15 protein-coding genes are annotated in these 16,567 nt (G+C 42.0%); all 15 read right to left on the bottom strand.

Annotated features, from left to right (window positions below):
* Positions 1 to 54: 54 nt before the first annotated feature.
* A complete protein-coding gene (gene dprA / locus O3629_RS01720; protein WP_023918173.1) occupies positions 55 to 903 on the bottom strand; it encodes a DNA-processing protein DprA in 849 nt (282 codons plus the stop codon).
* A 61-nt stretch (positions 904 to 964) separates the two neighbouring features.
* The gene (locus O3629_RS01715) at positions 965 to 1,894 is read right to left on the bottom strand and encodes an ROK family protein (protein WP_118095171.1); all 930 of its coding nucleotides are present in this window, start codon (positions 1,892 to 1,894) and stop codon (positions 965 to 967) included.
* A gap of 3 nt (positions 1,895 to 1,897) precedes the next feature.
* Positions 1,898 to 2,665: a ribonuclease HII gene (locus O3629_RS01710; protein ID WP_195487597.1), complete on the bottom strand. Its 768-nt coding sequence runs from the start codon at positions 2,663 to 2,665 to the stop codon at positions 1,898 to 1,900.
* Positions 2,652 to 3,503 (bottom strand): ribosome biogenesis GTPase YlqF, encoded by an 852-nt coding sequence (ylqF, locus tag O3629_RS01705; protein ID WP_023918177.1) that lies wholly within the window; start codon positions 3,501 to 3,503, stop codon positions 2,652 to 2,654. The genes O3629_RS01710 and ylqF overlap by 14 nt, the downstream gene beginning before the upstream one ends.
* Positions 3,504 to 3,618: 115 nt before the next feature.
* Complete coding sequence (locus O3629_RS01700) at positions 3,619 to 3,957, bottom strand: ATP cone domain-containing protein (protein WP_003001449.1); 339 nt, start codon at positions 3,955 to 3,957, stop codon at positions 3,619 to 3,621.
* A 143-nt stretch (positions 3,958 to 4,100) separates the two neighbouring features.
* Positions 4,101 to 4,715 carry a hypothetical protein gene (locus tag O3629_RS01695; RefSeq protein WP_371608636.1) on the bottom strand — a complete coding sequence of 205 codons (615 nt, stop codon included), beginning with the start codon at positions 4,713 to 4,715 and terminating at the stop codon, positions 4,101 to 4,103.
* Positions 4,716 to 4,736: 21 nt separating this feature from the next.
* Positions 4,737 to 5,672 carry a 4-hydroxy-tetrahydrodipicolinate synthase gene (dapA, locus tag O3629_RS01690; protein WP_371608635.1) on the bottom strand — a complete coding sequence of 312 codons (936 nt, stop codon included), beginning with the start codon at positions 5,670 to 5,672 and terminating at the stop codon, positions 4,737 to 4,739.
* A gap of 139 nt (positions 5,673 to 5,811) precedes the next feature.
* Positions 5,812 to 6,888: an aspartate-semialdehyde dehydrogenase gene (locus tag O3629_RS01685; protein WP_254732483.1), complete on the bottom strand. Its 1,077-nt coding sequence runs from the start codon at positions 6,886 to 6,888 to the stop codon at positions 5,812 to 5,814.
* 270 nt (positions 6,889 to 7,158) lie between these two features.
* On the bottom strand, positions 7,159 to 7,818 hold the full coding sequence (locus tag O3629_RS01680) for a DNA alkylation repair protein (RefSeq protein ID WP_371608634.1): 660 nt from the start codon (positions 7,816 to 7,818) through the stop codon (positions 7,159 to 7,161).
* Between the two features lie 15 nt (positions 7,819 to 7,833).
* Positions 7,834 to 9,408: a cardiolipin synthase gene (gene cls, locus O3629_RS01675; RefSeq protein WP_371608633.1), complete on the bottom strand. Its 1,575-nt coding sequence runs from the start codon at positions 9,406 to 9,408 to the stop codon at positions 7,834 to 7,836.
* A 105-nt stretch (positions 9,409 to 9,513) separates the two neighbouring features.
* The gene (locus O3629_RS01670) at positions 9,514 to 10,023 is read right to left on the bottom strand and encodes an N-acetyltransferase family protein (RefSeq protein ID WP_371608632.1); all 510 of its coding nucleotides are present in this window, start codon (positions 10,021 to 10,023) and stop codon (positions 9,514 to 9,516) included.
* Between the two features lie 112 nt (positions 10,024 to 10,135).
* On the bottom strand, positions 10,136 to 12,163 hold the full coding sequence (locus O3629_RS01665; RefSeq protein WP_371608631.1) for a right-handed parallel beta-helix repeat-containing protein: 2,028 nt from the start codon (positions 12,161 to 12,163) through the stop codon (positions 10,136 to 10,138).
* Positions 12,164 to 12,352: 189 nt separating this feature from the next.
* On the bottom strand, positions 12,353 to 14,131 hold the full coding sequence (locus tag O3629_RS01660; protein ID WP_371608630.1) for an ABC transporter ATP-binding protein: 1,779 nt from the start codon (positions 14,129 to 14,131) through the stop codon (positions 12,353 to 12,355).
* 13 nt (positions 14,132 to 14,144) lie between these two features.
* Complete coding sequence (locus tag O3629_RS01655; RefSeq protein WP_371608629.1) at positions 14,145 to 15,881, bottom strand: ABC transporter ATP-binding protein; 1,737 nt, start codon at positions 15,879 to 15,881, stop codon at positions 14,145 to 14,147.
* A 177-nt stretch (positions 15,882 to 16,058) separates the two neighbouring features.
* Entirely contained in the window at positions 16,059 to 16,481 is a 423-nt protein-coding gene (locus O3629_RS01650; RefSeq protein WP_021153250.1) for a hypothetical protein, read from the bottom strand.
* Between the last annotated feature and the right edge of the window lie 86 nt (positions 16,482 to 16,567).

Genomic DNA, 16,567 nt, shown 5'->3' with positions numbered 1-16,567 from the left:
GAGTTTAATACATTTTAAGAAAGATGTCAACTAGGAACTTCTCCTATAGGAAAATCACAATTCGTATTTCAATTCATCAAGAATGTCCTGGCCTGAGGTGACAAGCTTTGCACCTTCTTGAATCAGATGATGGCAGCCTGCAGATTTTCCATCTAAAATATTTCCTGGAATAGCAAAAACGTCTCGGCCTTCTTCCATAGCACGCTCACAAGTAATCAAACTCCCTGAACGGAGTCGCGCCTCTGCCACAATCACTGCCTGACAGAGACCTGCAATGATGCGATTTCTCTCAGGAAAATGAAACTTAAGTGGGGCCTGCCCTGGACCATACTCGCTCAAGATCAGATGGTTTTCCCCCATATGTGCCTGCAGTCTTTGATTGCTTTTAGGATAAAAGACATCCAGTCCCGTTCCTATCACTCCGATGGTCTTGCCACCATTTCGTATACTGGCATAATGAGCTGTCGCATCAATTCCCTTAGCAAGTCCACTAACGATGACCAGTTCATTTCCAAGTTCTTTAATAATCTTCTCTACAGATCGCACCCCTTCTCGCGTCGTTTCCCGAGCTCCTACGACTGCAATCTTCGGTTTGGTTAACAGCTCCAAATCTCCTTGGTAAAAAAGGAGTACAGGAGGATTGTAGATCTGTAGCAATTCCTCCGGGTATTCAGGATCAAAAATGGATAGAGATGGGAACCGTTCAAACTCCTTGTGTAAATGCTCTTCATCCAGCTGCCGGTATTTGTCTACAAAATGAATAATACTGCGACAGCGAGCGATCCTTGCTATCTCTTCTAAGCTTGGTAAGGCTTGGTCTTTCCTACAGTAGTCCAAAACTCTCAAGACTTGCTCATTTGATAAACCAGCTTCTTTTAATTTAAAGATTTCAAATTTCTCCATGGTCACCTTCTACTTCCTCTCACTTATTTATTCGAAAAAGAATGGAAAAAAAGCTCTATTTCTAGAACTTTTTTTGATATGTAGAAGAATAAAAGTAAGATGCGGCACCAATCAAGTTGCTTTCATTATGGAAGCGAGCCGCTTGGATCGGCAAGGCCTCAAATTGTTTATGCCCTTTTTGAGAGAGCAGCTCATGGTATTGTCGACTGATCTCATCGATCAGTAGCGGTTGGCTACTAATGCCCCCTCCAATTGTCACCTTCTCAAGCAGGAGCAATGATTGAAGATTAAAAATCAGAATAGCAATATCATGACAATACTCCCGAAACAAGGATTTCAGCTCCTCATGGCCTCCTTGATCAAGAGCCTTGAAAACGGCTATACCATCTGCCTTTTCTAGGTTTAAGATGTGACTAGCCTTCTCAACAAATTGAACAGCTGAACCGGTGTTTTCCAAAAGATTGGAAATACCTTGCAAAAAGAGTCCGCGATGAAAGCGGCGATTTTCTGGTGTTCTTTCTGCCTTATCAATAGTCCGAATGTATTCTGTCAGTTGCCATCCTCTCAATAGATCACCGTTAGAAAGAAGAGCAAGGCCAACTCCAGTCCCTAGGACCAAGGTCGCACCGCAAGAACAATCTTTTAGATTGCCAAGCCTTGCTTCCGCTAGACCAGCAGCTTCTCCATCATTAAGAACGGTGACGGGTACTTGAAATGTTTGTTGCAATCTACTAGCTAGAGGAATGCCTCGCAAATATGGAATGAGACCACCTCGAAAGACAAAGCCAAGGCTCTTTTGGATCTCACCAGGGCATGAAATGGCGATTCCCTCGATTTCTTCCCGTACAGGAGCAACGATTCCTTCTAATCCTTGCCAAAAGTCCTCAATCGTAGATGGTGTTGGGATCTTGTCTGTACGGATCAATTGATAGTCTGCATCCATCAGACCGTACTTTATAAAGGTCCCTCCGATATCGATGGTAAATAGCATAGCCTAATCCTCACACATTGATTTGACGGGTTCAAATGAACGCCGATGGATAGGGGTCACTCCCAGCTTGTCGAGGCCAGCCAGATGGTTAGCCGTCCCATAGCCAGCGTTCTGCGTAAAATCATAACCCGGATATTCGCAATCAAACTCTTCCATCATCTGATCCCGAGTCACCTTGGCTACGATGGATGCTGCAGCAATGGATAAGGAGTTAGCATCCCCTTTGATGATACTAGTTTGGGGAATAGGAAGATCCAACTTCATAGCATCAATCAAAAGATGCTGGGGTTGAGGATCTAGCTGACCAATGGCCTCCATCATGGCTAGCTTCGTAGCTTCATAGATATTAACCTGGTCAATCACTTGATTGTCCTTGACGCCGATTCCGATCGCAATGGCGTTTTGGAGCACAGCTTCATAGATTTCCTTGTGTTTGGATTTTGGAATCTTTTTACTATCGTTGAGTCCTGGAATTTTACAATTTTCCGGCAGAATGACGGCCGCTGCGACGACAGGGCCAGCCAAAGGACCTCTCCCTACTTCATCCACACCTGCAATAAGATCAATCCCTTGAGTATAAAGTTCTTTTTCATAGGCCAGCATTTTTTCCAAACGCAAATCTTCGTCCACTTGTTTTTGGAGTTCGCGTTTTCGTTTGCTGATAGCCGCTTGAACCCCCGCTCGACCATCAAGGATCAATTCTTCAAATAAGGGATGATCTAGATCGTCAATCGTTGCCAAACGCTCTTTGATTTCTTTAATCGTTGGCATCTATTTCACCTACACGATCAAGGGAATAGCGTCCCAAACGACCATCACGTACATCCTTGACAAACAAACTGTAAAAACGGTCGTAATCCTCTCGAAATCCTAATTTCTGGGTCATTTCCATAATGATTTCAGGAGCTTCTTGTTCCAGATCCATTTGTTTAAAACGTTCCTGCAAAACAGCTGGATAGTGCTTTTTGAAATAGTTAAGACCAAAGATGGTCACTTCATCCATTGGAAGCAACTGATCCTTTATCGCTCCTGTTAAGGCGAGCTTTAAAGCCACTTCTTCATCTTCAAACTTTGGCCAGAGAATCCCTGGGGTATCCAAGATTTCAAGGTCTTTATTGGTTTTCAACCATTGTTGCCCCTTGGTCACCCCTGGTTTATTTCCAACAACAGCAATCTTTTTCCCCGCTAAGCGGTTCATCAGAGTTGATTTCCCGGCATTAGGAATCCCGATAATCATGGTCCGAAGGGTTTCAATCTGAATCCCTCGTTCCTTCTGACGAGCAATTTTATCGGCCATCAAAGACTTAGCAGCATCTGTGACCTTCTTAACCGTAGATTGCTCTTTGGAGTTGATAGCCAAGGTTTTGATGCCTTGAGACTCAAAATAGTCCTGCCATTCTTTTGTTGCCACAGGATCTGCCAAGTCTACCTTGTTCAAAATCATTAATTTAGGCTTATCACCAACAATTTTCGTTAACATAGGATTTTGGCTTGATAGGGGTAAACGAGCATCTACCAGAACCGTCACAAAATCCACAAATTTTAAATTTTCTTGTACTTGTCTTCTAGCTTTGGACATGTGTCCAGGAAACCATTGTATAGTTGCCATGTTCTCCATTCCTTTCCAGTTCAATCTCTTCTATTATACCATGTTTTCTTGAATTCTCAGCCTTAAACGAGAATACAAAAAAATGAAGCTACCGAAGTAACTTCTATTTCATATTCTAGCGAATTTGCTCAAAATGCAAATGCACGGCGATATGATCACCATAGCCGCTCCGTTCCAAATCACGTTGCAAGCGATAAGAAATGTAGTGTTCTGCAATGGTAATATAACCTGCTCCCAACAAGCGTTGTTCCACTAATGATTGGATCATACTGATGGTTGCGCGTTCTACTTGGGCTTCATCCAAATCCATAGCAACTTTTTTGGTCACTTGAGCTAGGTTTTGTCGCAAATCATCTGTCAAAACATAGACAACTTGCGCAGCTTTCAAAATAGCTTGGTAAATTTTATCTGGGTTGAATTCAACCACTTCTCCACTACGTTTAATGACTTCCATCGGAGTCTCCTTTTTGTTTAAATTTTCATGAATACTTCATTTCCCTTAGAAAGAAATGAAGACCTACTACTTTATTATATAATTTTTTTGCCAAGAATCAAAGCTCTTTTCAGGACTTACTGTGCTTGATTGGATGAAAAAATCTAACGATCACTTTTTTCCATGACCACATCTTCTTTTTTATAGCTGTAGGTCAATCTCCAAAGATGGTCAGAGACATGATCCAAACGGAAGGTCTTCAAAATCTTCTTCAGAGGTAACTTCTCCATCTCTACTTTTCTAAGGAGTTCCACTAATAGTTCACCACCAGCATTGACAGCAATGAGCTGATCTTCGTCACTATCATATTGGAGAAGGACTGTTTTAGTCGGTTTATAGAGAACATTATAGAGATTGTAGGCTCTATCAATTTCAAAATGTTTATCCTTGTCGGCTTCTCTTGAGTAGCGGTGAATCGTAAGGGGACCAATTTGAAAAGCTCCTGCTAAACTAAAAATAAATCCTAAAGCTGCTACCGTTTCCCAAAGAAGATTGAGTAGCTTGGAATCGAAATCAAATATGAAATGAACTAGCAATAAAATAATTCCTGTACCAAATCCAATTAAAAGTAAGAGTGCACCGATGCATCCAGCTTTTTCGCCTGTTTTAATGGTCGGTTTATCATAGATTATCACACCATCTAACTTATCAAGGCTATGACGTTCTTTAAATTTTTCTAGTTCTGATTTTTCTGAATCCGTTTTTTCTAACTCTGACATACATTCCTCATGACAATTTTATTAATAATCCGGACGAAGAACTCCCGTAATGATCTCTTTAGTAGCATGGTAATCCCCATCTACTACAACCTTGATGATACGTTTCGCTTCTTCTGCCGGTGCTGGCACCAATGGCAAACGAGTTGGCCCTGCTTCAAAGCCCATATAGTTTAAGACAGCTTTGACAGGAGCTGGACTCGGATATGAGAAGAGAGCGTTGACTTTAGGGATAAATTGACGTTGGATAGCCGCAGCCTTTTTAATATCGTTGTGTTCAATGGCTTGGAACATCTCATGCATTTCATCTCCATTTGTATGAGAAGCTACTGAGATCACTCCATCAGCCCCAAGATTCATCGCATGGAAAGCATCTCCATCTTCCCCTGTATAGACGAGAAATTCTTCTGGCTTGTGTTCAATCAAATAGGCCATATTAGCAAGGGTTGTACACTCTTTGACACCAATAATATTTGGGTGTTCCGCCAAACGAAGCATGGTTTCAGGCGTCATTTCCACTACCACGCGCCCTGGAATATTGTAGATAATAATTGGAAGATTAGATGCATCCGCAATCGCTTTAAAGTGTTGATACATTCCTTCTTGGGATGGTTTATTGTAGTAAGGGACGATAGCCAATCCTGCTGCAAAACCACCAAAAGCATCCACTTCTTTAACGAACTCAATCGAGTCGCGGGTTTCATTGGTTCCGACACCAGCGATCAAAGGGACCCGTCCATTGACAATCTTTTGAACGGCCGCAAAGAGTTGCAATTCCTCATCGTGGGTCAGAGTTGGACTTTCTGCAGTCGTTCCAGCTAAGAGAATCCCATCTGTATGATGTGCCAAGAGGTGCTCGATCAAGGCAGAAAGAGCGTCAAAATTAATGGTTCCATCTTCATGGAAGGGAGTGATAAATGCAGTGATGATTTTACAATCTTTCAAATCATTATAAGACATAGAAAAACCTTTCTCTATATAAGAAAGAGGCTGGGGCCTGCTTGCCTTTGCCTCATGATCTGTTCATAAAACAAGTTGATTCGCTAAAAAGCTGAGAAAGAAATCAAACTCTTCGAGTTACTGATTTCTGTTTCGCTCTCTACTTCAACTCAAATTTCAATTCAGCTGTTGGACGTACGAGTCCACGTTCGTGAAGGGTTTCTGCGATTTGGACTGAGTTCCAAGCAGCTCCTTTAAGGAGGTTATCTGAAACAACCCACATGTGGATTCCTTTTTCAGCATCCAAGTCTTTACGAATCCGTCCAACAAAGGTATCACGTGAACCTACCGCATTAACCGCTTGTGGGTAGATTTGGTGAGCAACATCATCTTCAAGAACTGCACCTGGGAATTCTGCAATAGCAGCTTTCACTTCGTCAATTGGTGCCACTTCTTTTGTTTCGATGTAGACTGACTCTGAGTGAGCTGACAAGACTGGAATCCGCACACAAGTTGCTGACACGGCAATGCTATCGTCTTCCATAATTTTCTTAGTCTCGTTTGTCATCTTCATTTCTTCGTAAGTATAGTCATTTTCTGTGAAGACGTCAATTTGTGGAAGAGCGTTGAAAGCAATTGGGTAATGTTTTTTATCACCACCTGAAGGCAAGATTTCAGCTTTGACATCGCGTGGGTTGACCCCATCATTCAAGACTTCCTTCAACTCACGTTGGGTTTCAAGAATCGCTCCCATACCGGCACCTGAAACAGCTTGGTAAGTAGATACGATGATACGGTCCAAGCCCCATTTTTGACGAACTGGCTCAAGAGCGACCATCATTTGGATTGTTGAACAGTTTGGACAAGAGATAATTCCGTTATGAGCATCAAGCGCATGTGCATTCACTTCAGGAACAACCAGTGGAACATCCGGATTTTGACGGAAATAAGAAGTGTTATCAACCACTACTGCGCCTGCTTTCACCGCATAAGGTGCATATTTGGCAGATGTTGAACCACCAGCTGAGAAAAGTGCAATATCTACACCTTCAAATGCGTCTTCAGTTGTTTCTTCGATGGTCACGTCTTGACCTTTAAATTGCAAGACTTTCCCTGCAGAACGTGCAGACGCAAGGTAGCGAATTTTATCGATTGGAAGAGTAGATTCTTCCAACATTTTGATCATTTGAGCACCAACGGCACCTGTAGCACCGACAACAGCAACTGTGTATCCCATAGTAAATCCTCTTTCAAAATTTTCTAAAAATTGAGTATTTGTACTATTATACAATTTTTTGACATAAATGAAAAGTCCTGAAGGCACAAAAAAATCCTGATCCGAAGACCAGGATTCGAGGCACCTTTCGGTGAGAACAGCAGGTTCACACAACTGTTCAAGGTCCGCTCCTGCGTTACAATTGAATGTAGACCTCCTCAGCGCAAAAGGCTCCTAAGAGCCAATCGACTCATCGCATGAAACTAGTTTACCATGAACATCCACAAACTGTCAAGAAGGTAGGTACTTGCTTCCTTCCCGAATGCTTAAAGGTGACAATTGATCTCGATAGCGGTCGATAAAGGCCCCTACCCAATCCGGATTAACCTTGGAATAACTGCGTAAACTCCAGCCGATTGCCTTATTTATAAAGAACTCGCTTTGACCTAGATTATTGAGGATCACTTTTTCTAACAAATCCGTATCTGTTTTTTCTTTCCTCATAAGCTGGTGATCAATGGCAATCCGCCTCAACCAAAAGTCCTGATCCTTACTCCAATCCAGCATAACCTGCTTGGTTTCTGGATAGTGAAAAGTAATCTCTCCGATGATAAGGTCCAATTGATCTATACTGTCCCACCATGATTTGGTTTGAGCCAATTCCTTTAGCTTTGGAAAATCTTCAGGTCTAAGCTCCTTCTTCTTTTTATCCAGATAATCCATAGCAATATATTGGAACTCACGGTAGGGTTGCTGCCAACACTCTTCCACAAAAGCCCAATCAATTGGATTCTTTATGAAAAGCTTAAAAAAATCTCTTTCAATCTTTTTGAGAATTGGTTTTTGAACGCCAAGAAAGCTGAATTTATTTTTCATATAAGCTTCCATTGCTGGGACTTTCTCTGGATCAGCTTGGTCTTCTAACAATTTCAAAAGAATTTTTGTATCCATATGATTCCTCCTTTTTTACATCAAAGGTCCAATCAAAGAAAAGAGATAACCACCTAGACGATGTGCTATAGGAATTTTTGACAAACTTTCCAATGTTACTTCCTCCGAGAGAGACTGGGTTCTCTCAAAATCTTGTTCAATGTTAAGCACTTCCGGATTCTTATAAAGATATACGCCATCTTCAAAATTTTGATAAAGACTTCGGTAGTCTGTATTAATGGTTCCTACCACAGCTTGTTGGCTATCAGAAACATAAACTTTAGCATGGACAAAGCCTGGGCTATAACGGAAAATACGGACGCCAGCATCCAAGAGGGCTTTAAAATAGGTCGTCGCAATATCAAAGGCATACTGTTTATCTGGAATCCCTGGCATAATGATCCGAACATCTACTCCTCGTTTGGCCGCGAAAGTCATAGCTCTAACCAATTCGTCATCCAAGATCAAATAAGGGGTCATGATGTGAACATAATCGGTCGATGTATTCAGTAAATGAAGATAAACATCCTCAGCCACTTTGTGATAGGTCAATGGTGAATTGCCATAAGGGAGTACAAAGCCCTGACTCTTTCTTTGTTGAGGTTTTTCTTGTAAATAGCGCTCCATATCCCTTTTATCTTCTATTCCAGTCACTGTCCACATGGTCAAAAAGAGAGCTTTTAGCGTTTGAACTGCTGAACCATCTAATCGAAGGGCCGTATCCTTCCAATGACCAAAGCGTTCTCGTTTATTGACATACTCATCAGCGATATTAACGCCACCAGTATAAGCAACTTGACCATCAATCACTGTAATCTTTCGATGGTCTCGGTAATTGTAATAGGTTGATAGAATGGGCTTGACTGGTGAGAAGGCCTGAGCTTTAATCCCAACCTTGTGCAAGCGCTCGATATAATCATAGGACAAGGTGGTCATCTCATTCATTCCATCAAACATGACACGAACGTCCAGACCTGCCTTGACCTTCTCCTCCAAAATGGCTAAAATCTCGCCCCACATGATCCCTTCGTCAATAATGAAATATTCCATGAAGATATAACGCTCCGCCTTTTTCAAATCCTCCAACAAGGCTGGAAGCATGTCATCTCCAAGTGGAAAATAGGTAACCTCTGTGTTTCTGTAGATAGGAAACTGGGCTGGACTATGCTCCAAAAAATAAGCTAATTTCTGTAATTGACGATCACTTTGGGATAAATAATCAGCAACTCCTGGATCGGTGCTTAGATAGTCAGATGCCTGCACTGTAGCATTCTCAAGCCGCTTCTTCAAGCGTCTCACACCCAAATCAGCTAACGAAAAGTAAAGCAGAGCCGTCCCAAAAATTGGAAAGAGGGCAATGATAATCACCCAGGACAGTTTGGAACGAGAATCCATGGAACGATTGAGCAAATAAAAGAAGGTAAAGACACTCAACAAGTGTTCCCATAAGATAACGGATGGGAAATGCTCTTGTAGGCTGAGATATGAAAAGACAAGAAAGGCCAATTCCAGTAAGAAGAACAGGAGAATGGGAACCTTTCGGTTAAGTAGAATTTTAGCCCATCTTGAGGCCTTTTGAGGTAACAGTCTAGCACTTTGTTCTTGAGTCATAAAAACCTCTTTCTTATAAAAACATCTTCTATGCTGAATAATTTATGGATTGTTTCAAGTGATATGGAGCTTTCATTTCATTTAGCTACTACTCCTTAACAGCTCTTACTTGATTTTTCTCACCGGCCCTTCGATCGTCTTTTGCATCCAGACGATATCATGCCATTTGTTAAACTTATAGCCAATTTTTGGAAAATGAGCCACTTGGACATACCCTCGCTTTTCATGCATGGAAATGCTCGCTTCGTTCGGAACTGAGATACAAGCCAGAAAGCGTAAGTAGCCTCGTGCTTGTAACTCTTCTTCTAAGGCAGTATAAAGGGCTGATCCAATCCCTTGTCCACGCGCTTCTTTTGCTACATAAATAGACAATTCAGTGGTCCAATAATAGGCAGCGCGTGCATAATAGGTCGAGGCATAGGCATACCCCACAACTTTCCCATCCACTTCTGCGACCAAATAAGGAAATTGGGTCAGCGTTTTTGCGATTCGTCTTTCAAATTCCTGGACAGTCGGCACATCAACCTCAAAGGTAATGGCTGTCTCTGTTACATAAGGTTGGTAAATCGCTCGGATAGCTGCTGCATCGCTGAGCTGAACGGGTCGAATCATCATGGAGGCCTCCTCATTAGATTATACCTAGTATACCGATATGCCTCCTCACTGTCAATGAAAGTCTAGCAGCAAGCAAAAAATCCTGGAATTATATCCAGGATTTCCATCCTTCTTAAACTGTTTGACTTAACCCCATCATCCGATAAAGGAATAAAGCACTCGGAGCTTTCAAAAAGCTCTTTTGCTTGGAATTTGTTGCTTTTAAGACATAGTTAGGTTTGACTGTTTTAGTGACTGTCTTTGCTTGTTTAAGATTCAGACCGGTTTGTTTTTTAGACGGTTGAACTTTCGATGGTTGATGGGGGACTTTCACGGCACTTACTTGAAGTGGTTCTTCTTTCACTTTCAAGGCTTGTCCAACTGATTTTGAAGCAGGAGCAGATAATCCTGCTTGAGCTGGACGAGAGAGTTGACTCATGGTTTGATTGTTCCTGACTTCGACATGGTTTAGGATGCCACCGTTTGGATTGAGGTGATCGGTCACACCTGTATCAAATGGCGCTACAAATACATTGTCCTCAATGGTGACATTTTTAATATCTCCATAGCGCGTTTCAACATCAATCGATCCACGATGCTTGTTGTAGATATCGCTCTTCGTCCCTGTACGCTCCAAGAGATTGTGGTGAACCTGAATTCCTTCTTCATTCAGATCAAAGTTATGGCCTTTAAAGACAGTCGTCAAGCGAATTCCGGCATCACCGATATTGTCTTTAATCCGATTGTAGGCAATCTCATGGCCTTTTCCACCAAAGATCCCAACACCACCAGCACGCCAACCAAGTTCAATCGTATTGTGCAAGAATTTATTATTTTCTGCTACTGCTGATTCTGTTCCATCCGCAATACTTGACCAGCTGGCTAGTCCGTCATCTCCATTCCCACGGATACTAGAATTGCGGACAATCGAATTCTTAGTCCCTTGGGAAAAGTTGACTCCGTCAGCCAGGTTATTGCGCAAACGGACATTTTCTACTACTAGACCATCTGTGTACTTCATATCATTTTTTCTAGCATAATCGCCAATCCACATGCCGACTTCAAAATGTTCGGCCCAAATATCGTGAATATGAGAATTCTTCCCTGGCGTTCCAGAAATGGCCTTGTACTGAGCATTTTCACCATAGCGTGAACGAAGGTTGGAAGAAAGATAGACATCGCTAAATTCAACATGGTTGTCTTGGTGAAGGAAGTCAAATCCACCGCCACCAGCTTGGTCACTAGTAAAATACAGTTGGGTATGCCAGATACCAGCCCCTGAAATCTTCATATCAGAAGCATCGATACCGACTTTTCGATTGAGATTAAATCGCCCAGCTGGGATATAGACATTTTTACCGGTTTGTTTTGCCTCATAAATCGCATCATAGAGGGCCTGGCTGTCATCGGTATCATCATTTGGCGTAGCTCCTTTAGAAATGATATTGATGGCATTGTCTCCCTGAGCAATCGGGTCCGGAGCTTGCTCAAATTCCACAAAGTCAAGGCCGTAATGGACGTCGTCTGCTTTGTTTTTTACGAGTGAAACCACATCTCCTTTTTGAAGTTGAATGCCTGGAAGCAGGCTATGCACTTCGTCAAATTGGAAGCGGGCACGTGTATCCGCCTGTGCACTATCGTGTACACCTTTGTCATTCAAATACTGCCAGTTAGATGAGGACGAAAGATCCAATTGTTGAACACTATGACCATTCACCTGTACATCAAGTTGTCCACTGGCTCCATCTGGCACTGTGTAGCGTACGGTTAAAGCATTGGCTGGTTCATTGACCTTAAAGGAGACACCATCTCCCTTTTCTTTTAAAGCGACATAAGTCTGATCAGAAGCTTCAATAGCTGTTGAGTGACTGTCTTGAGACTGCTCTACCTCTGCCTTTCCAAGGAGGTTCCCTTTGTCTGCCTCATAACGGGTGTAAGGCATAGATGCTCCATATTGGCTGGTATCTACTTGAGAGCTTGCAGGATCAGAGGTTATCGCTTCTTGCCCTTGTGTCTGGACTTGTGCCTGCTCTCCAGCTTGATCAGCTGCCACAGATTTTCCAGTCAAAAAACAAGCCCCCATGATCGCAATCACGACAGAAAAGACTCCAAGTTTAGACTTGCGAATGCCAAAAACGATATCTTTGTTTAAATGATTCATCACACATTTCTCCTTTTATTTTTTACAACGATTCTATCCTAATAAAAATTATCATGACAAACAAGGTGAATTGTGTGAATATTCTGTATCAATTTGTTGCAGATATGTTAACCTTTTTATGTAGTAATAAAAGTGAGTAAGAAAAAGAGGCTGAGAATGCTTTCTCAAACCTCTTTCGATGACACAAGCTTATTCCGCTTTTTTATTTGAAAATTGACTATTGTAGAGCTCATAGTAGAATCCTTTGTCTGCCAACAAGGATTGGTGATTTCCTTGCTCGATGATTTGGCCATCTTTGAGAACAAGGATTTTATCTGCTTCTTGAATGGTAGACAGGCGGTGAGCAATGACAAAGCTAGTCCGCCCTTTCATCAAATTCTTCATGGCTTTTTGAATCAAGAGTTCTAAACGCGTATCGACAGAAGACGTCGCTTCATCCAAAATCAAGATTTTAGGATCCGCTAGGAGCGCACGCGCAATGGTTAGGAGTTGCTTTTGCCCTAGAGAAATATTGCTAGACTCCTGGTTCATTTCCATATTGTAACCACCAGGGAGTGTCCGGATAAAGTGATCGACATTGGCTGCCTTTGCAGCTTCCACAATTTCTTCATCCGTTGCCTCGAGATTGCCAAAGCAAAGGTTTTCTTTGATGGTTCCTTCATATAACCAAGCATCCTGAAGCACCATTCCGAATTGTTTGCGGTAATCTTGGCGAGACAGATGGCGAATATCATGACCATCCACCATAATCGATCCTGCAGTCACGTCGTAAAAGCGCATGAGCAGATTAATCAGGGTTGTTTTCCCTGCTCCGGTAGGTCCGACAATAGCCACCATTTCACCTGGTTTCACTTCTAGGTTAAAATCACGAATCAAGGGTTTGGCCTCTACATATTGGAAATCAACATGTTTAAAGCTAACTTGCCCAGTCAAATCTCCAGAGAGTGTTTCTGTCACATCTGCCACTTCATCTGGCTCATCCATGACTTGGAAAATCCGGTCTAGAGACGATTTGGCACTTTGTAGCTGCCCTGCCAATTGGGTTAAGTTTTGAATGGGTTGGTTGATCTGCCAAACATATTGAACGAAGGCCTGCATATTCCCGACAGTCAAACGACCTGCTATCACTTGCAAGCCACCAAACAAAGCGATAATGAGATAAGTCAAATCTGAAATCCCATTTAAAATCGGCATCATTAAGCCGGAAATGAAATTAGCCTTGAATCCCACCTTTTGAAGGTGATGGGTAATATCATGAAACTCTTCCTGGGAAGATTTTTCCCGAACGTAGAGCTTAAGGACGTTAAAGCCTGTTAAATTTTCTTGCACAAAGCCGTTCATTGCCCCCAAAACATCTGCCTGCTCTTTAAAGTAAGGCTGAGATTTTTTCATGATAAATCGAGCACTGAAATAAGTGATCGGAATGGACAAAATGACCACTAGCCCCAGCTGAATGTTTAAGTACAAAACCATGCTGATGACAAAGAGCAATGTAAAGATCGCATTAACGATTTGTAAGAAGGACTGTTGCAAGGCATTCGAGACGGTTTCGACATCGCTAGTAAAACGTCCTAGTAAATCTCCGAACTGATGCCGGTCAAAATAAGAAACAGGAATGTGATTGATTTTATGAGACAAATCATTTCGCATGTCCTGAACGGTCTTTTGAACAGCATTGGTCATGAAGTAGTTGGAATAATAAGACCCCAACTCATAGAGGACCCCACGGAATAGATAGAGCGTCATAATGATCGCGATATAGGAGGTATTAAGACCAGCCCCTGCAAGGCCTTTTGCCATATCCATAAGATTTTTTGTCAACTCAGTAATCGCAAGCCCCAAAACAAAGGGTTCGACAACACTCATGATGACACTTAGGATTTTTAAGAAAATGGACAAGCAAACTTCCAAGCGATAGGCTCTCAAATAAGTCCATAGTCTACTAAAACTGTTTTGTTCTTGTTTCATCTGCTTCTCCTTTCTATTCCTCTGTTAATGATGGACTATCGAGCTGCGAATTGGCAATTTCACGATAGATCTCATTGCTTTCCATCAATTCATCGTGGGTTCCTCGACCAACGATTTCCCCTTGGTCCAAGACAATAATTTGATCCGCATCCATAATGGTTCCCACACGTTGCGCTACGATCAAGACGGTCGCATCTCCTGTAACTTCTTTGAGACGCTTCCGCAAAGTGGCATCCGTCTTGTAGTCCAAGGCAGAGAAGGAATCATCAAAAATAAAGACATCTGGATCTTTGACAACAGCACGTGCGATGGACAAGCGTTGTTTTTGACCACCTGAAAGATTGCTACCACCTTCTGCTAAATGCGTATCAAAGCGCTCCTCACGACTGTCGATAAATTCCTTGGCTTGGGAAATATCAGCCGCTTGTTCTAATTCTTCGACAGATGCATCTTCTTTCCCATAACGAAGGTTTTCAGCAATGGTTCCTGTAAAGAGCAAGGCCTTTTGTGGAATAAAACCAATCTTTTGGCGAAGGGCTTTCAGATTGTAGTCACGGACATCCACACCATCCACCAAAATCTTCCCAAGTGTTACATCATAGAATCGAGGAATCAGCTGCACAAGCGATGATTTCCCAGAACCGGTCGAGCCGATAAAGGCGATCGTTTCGCCGGGTTTGGCCTGAAAGGAAATGTTGTGAAGAACTGGACTCTCCGTCTCACCTGGATAAGCAAAGGTGACATTGTCAAATTCCAAATAGCCACGAGATGCTGTTTCTGTTACACCATTCTCATTTGGATCGATCGAAATGGGCATGTCCATGATTTCCTTGAGACGCCGGCTAGAAACCGCAGTCCGAGGATACATGGTAAAGAGATTGGCTAAAAAGAGGAAAGATAAGAGCGCGTGGAAGCTATACTCAATAAAGGCAACCAGATCCCCAATTTTCAAACTACCGTCATGAAGAGGATCCAAAGCAAACCAGACAATCGCCACAATCATAGCAATGATGATCTGCACAAATAGAGGTTCTGTCAAACCAGTTAGTTTGAACAATTTATTCGAGTTTTCTGCGTAGACTTCATTTTCAGCCGCAAATTTATCCTCTTGGAATTCTTCGCGGGCAAAGGCACGAATCACACGAAGTCCTGTCAAATTTTCACGCGCAAACTGATTGAGATGGTCCAGTGTCTTTTGTTGCTTCTCAGAAAGTGGACGTGTCTTGACTGCTACATACCAGACAACGACAGCAAGAAATGGTACAGATACTGCTACAATCCATGCTAGAGAAGGACTGGTTGTCAGAATCAATAGAACGCTGGAAACCATCATCAAAGGTGTGATGACGCCCATCTTCAACATAGAATCCGCAAACTGCATCAAAACAAAGGCATCCGAAGTCAAGCGGGTGACCAATGACGATACCCCAATTTGCTCATACTCGCGATGCGAATACTCCTGTAACTTGGCATAGAGGTCATTGCGCATATCGCGCACCATGGTCGTCGTTAGCTGGCCAACCGCGTAAGATAAGATAATCCGACCCACAATCCCTAGCAAAATAATCGCAAACATGACCCAGCCCCAGAAATAAAGCCGATCCACATCACGCGGGTTAATCCCCTCATCAATCATGCGAGCTAGAATCGTTGGCAAGCCTAAATTGACAATAACAAACAGGACTGCTGAAAATAGATTCAGAGCTAGCCACTTGGGATACTTTTTCAAGTAAGACCAAATATATAGCATAGATGATTCTCCTTTTCCATAAATAATTTCCTTGATCACACAGAAAAGAGGGAGCGAGACGAAATCATTTTCAAAGAAAATCATTCCTGCCCCGGTCCCATCTGTAGTCTCATTCATTATACCAAACCAGCCATAAAAGTAAAGCAAAAGAGCAGGTTTCCCCGCTCTTCAGTCTCTTTATTGCGTGCGTTTGAGTTTAGCATTTTTAAGAATAAGAAGGTTCGCTTGGTCGCTCGAACTTAATTTAGATAAATCAAATGTTAATTCATCACCTTTAATGTTGTATTTCAATTCCATATCACCATAAGAACGTTTTAAGGATTTTTCCTTTTGATCAACTTTTAAATCCAATTTTATTGGTACTTCGTTACCAGCTATCTTCTGAATAATTTTTAATTCCCCTTTTGAATCTTTAATAGTCAATTCAATGGTTACTTTCGCATCTTTCGACACTTCAGATTCAGAATCTTGTCCCAGTAACTGATTAATATTCGTTTCCATTTTGTAGGTCCCGTTATCACTTTTGGCACCGCAAGCTACTAACAGAAAAACTGCAAAAATAGCAACAAAACCTAAAACAAGCCGTTTAATATTTTTCATAATCAATCTCCTAATTTACTTTATAATCAGATTTTACCATTATTTTAATACTAATTCAAGATATTTTAAAAAAAGAAAAGAGCAGG

This window comes from Streptococcus sp. 27098_8_12, from assembly GCF_041432115.1.
GTDB lineage: Bacteria > Bacillota > Bacilli > Lactobacillales > Streptococcaceae > Streptococcus > Streptococcus parasanguinis_V.
Note: the sequence above shows the minus strand (reverse complement) of the source record. Positions and strands in the feature narration are given on the sequence as shown.

What these genes read in the sequence shown, in the direction of transcription:
- O3629_RS01670 (WP_371608632.1), bottom strand. Translation starts at nt 10,023, where the DNA reads ATGATGATTCGACCCGTTCAGCTCAGCGATGCAGCAGCTATCCGAGCG.
- dapA (WP_371608635.1), bottom strand. Translation starts at nt 5,672, where the DNA reads ATGTCTTATAATGATTTGAAAGATTGTAAAATCATCACTGCATTTATC.
- O3629_RS01665 (WP_371608631.1), bottom strand. Translation starts at nt 12,163, where the DNA reads ATGAATCATTTAAACAAAGATATCGTTTTTGGCATTCGCAAGTCTAAA.
- O3629_RS01685 (WP_254732483.1), bottom strand. Translation starts at nt 6,888, where the DNA reads ATGGGATACACAGTTGCTGTTGTCGGTGCTACAGGTGCCGTTGGTGCT.
- O3629_RS01655 (WP_371608629.1), bottom strand. Translation starts at nt 15,881, where the DNA reads ATGCTATATATTTGGTCTTACTTGAAAAAGTATCCCAAGTGGCTAGCT.
- O3629_RS01715 (WP_118095171.1), bottom strand. Translation starts at nt 1,894, where the DNA reads ATGCTATTTACCATCGATATCGGAGGGACCTTTATAAAGTACGGTCTG.
- O3629_RS01680 (WP_371608634.1), bottom strand. Translation starts at nt 7,818, where the DNA reads ATGGATACAAAAATTCTTTTGAAATTGTTAGAAGACCAAGCTGATCCA.
- O3629_RS01710 (WP_195487597.1), bottom strand. Translation starts at nt 2,665, where the DNA reads ATGCCAACGATTAAAGAAATCAAAGAGCGTTTGGCAACGATTGACGAT.
- O3629_RS01695 (WP_371608636.1), bottom strand. Translation starts at nt 4,715, where the DNA reads ATGTCAGAGTTAGAAAAAACGGATTCAGAAAAATCAGAACTAGAAAAA.
- O3629_RS01650 (WP_021153250.1), bottom strand. Translation starts at nt 16,481, where the DNA reads ATGAAAAATATTAAACGGCTTGTTTTAGGTTTTGTTGCTATTTTTGCA.
- O3629_RS01700 (WP_003001449.1), bottom strand. Translation starts at nt 3,957, where the DNA reads ATGGAAGTCATTAAACGTAGTGGAGAAGTGGTTGAATTCAACCCAGAT.
- O3629_RS01660 (WP_371608630.1), bottom strand. Translation starts at nt 14,131, where the DNA reads ATGAAACAAGAACAAAACAGTTTTAGTAGACTATGGACTTATTTGAGA.
- cls (WP_371608633.1), bottom strand. Translation starts at nt 9,408, where the DNA reads ATGACTCAAGAACAAAGTGCTAGACTGTTACCTCAAAAGGCCTCAAGA.
- dprA (WP_023918173.1), bottom strand. Translation starts at nt 903, where the DNA reads ATGGAGAAATTTGAAATCTTTAAATTAAAAGAAGCTGGTTTATCAAAT.
- ylqF (WP_023918177.1), bottom strand. Translation starts at nt 3,503, where the DNA reads ATGGCAACTATACAATGGTTTCCTGGACACATGTCCAAAGCTAGAAGA.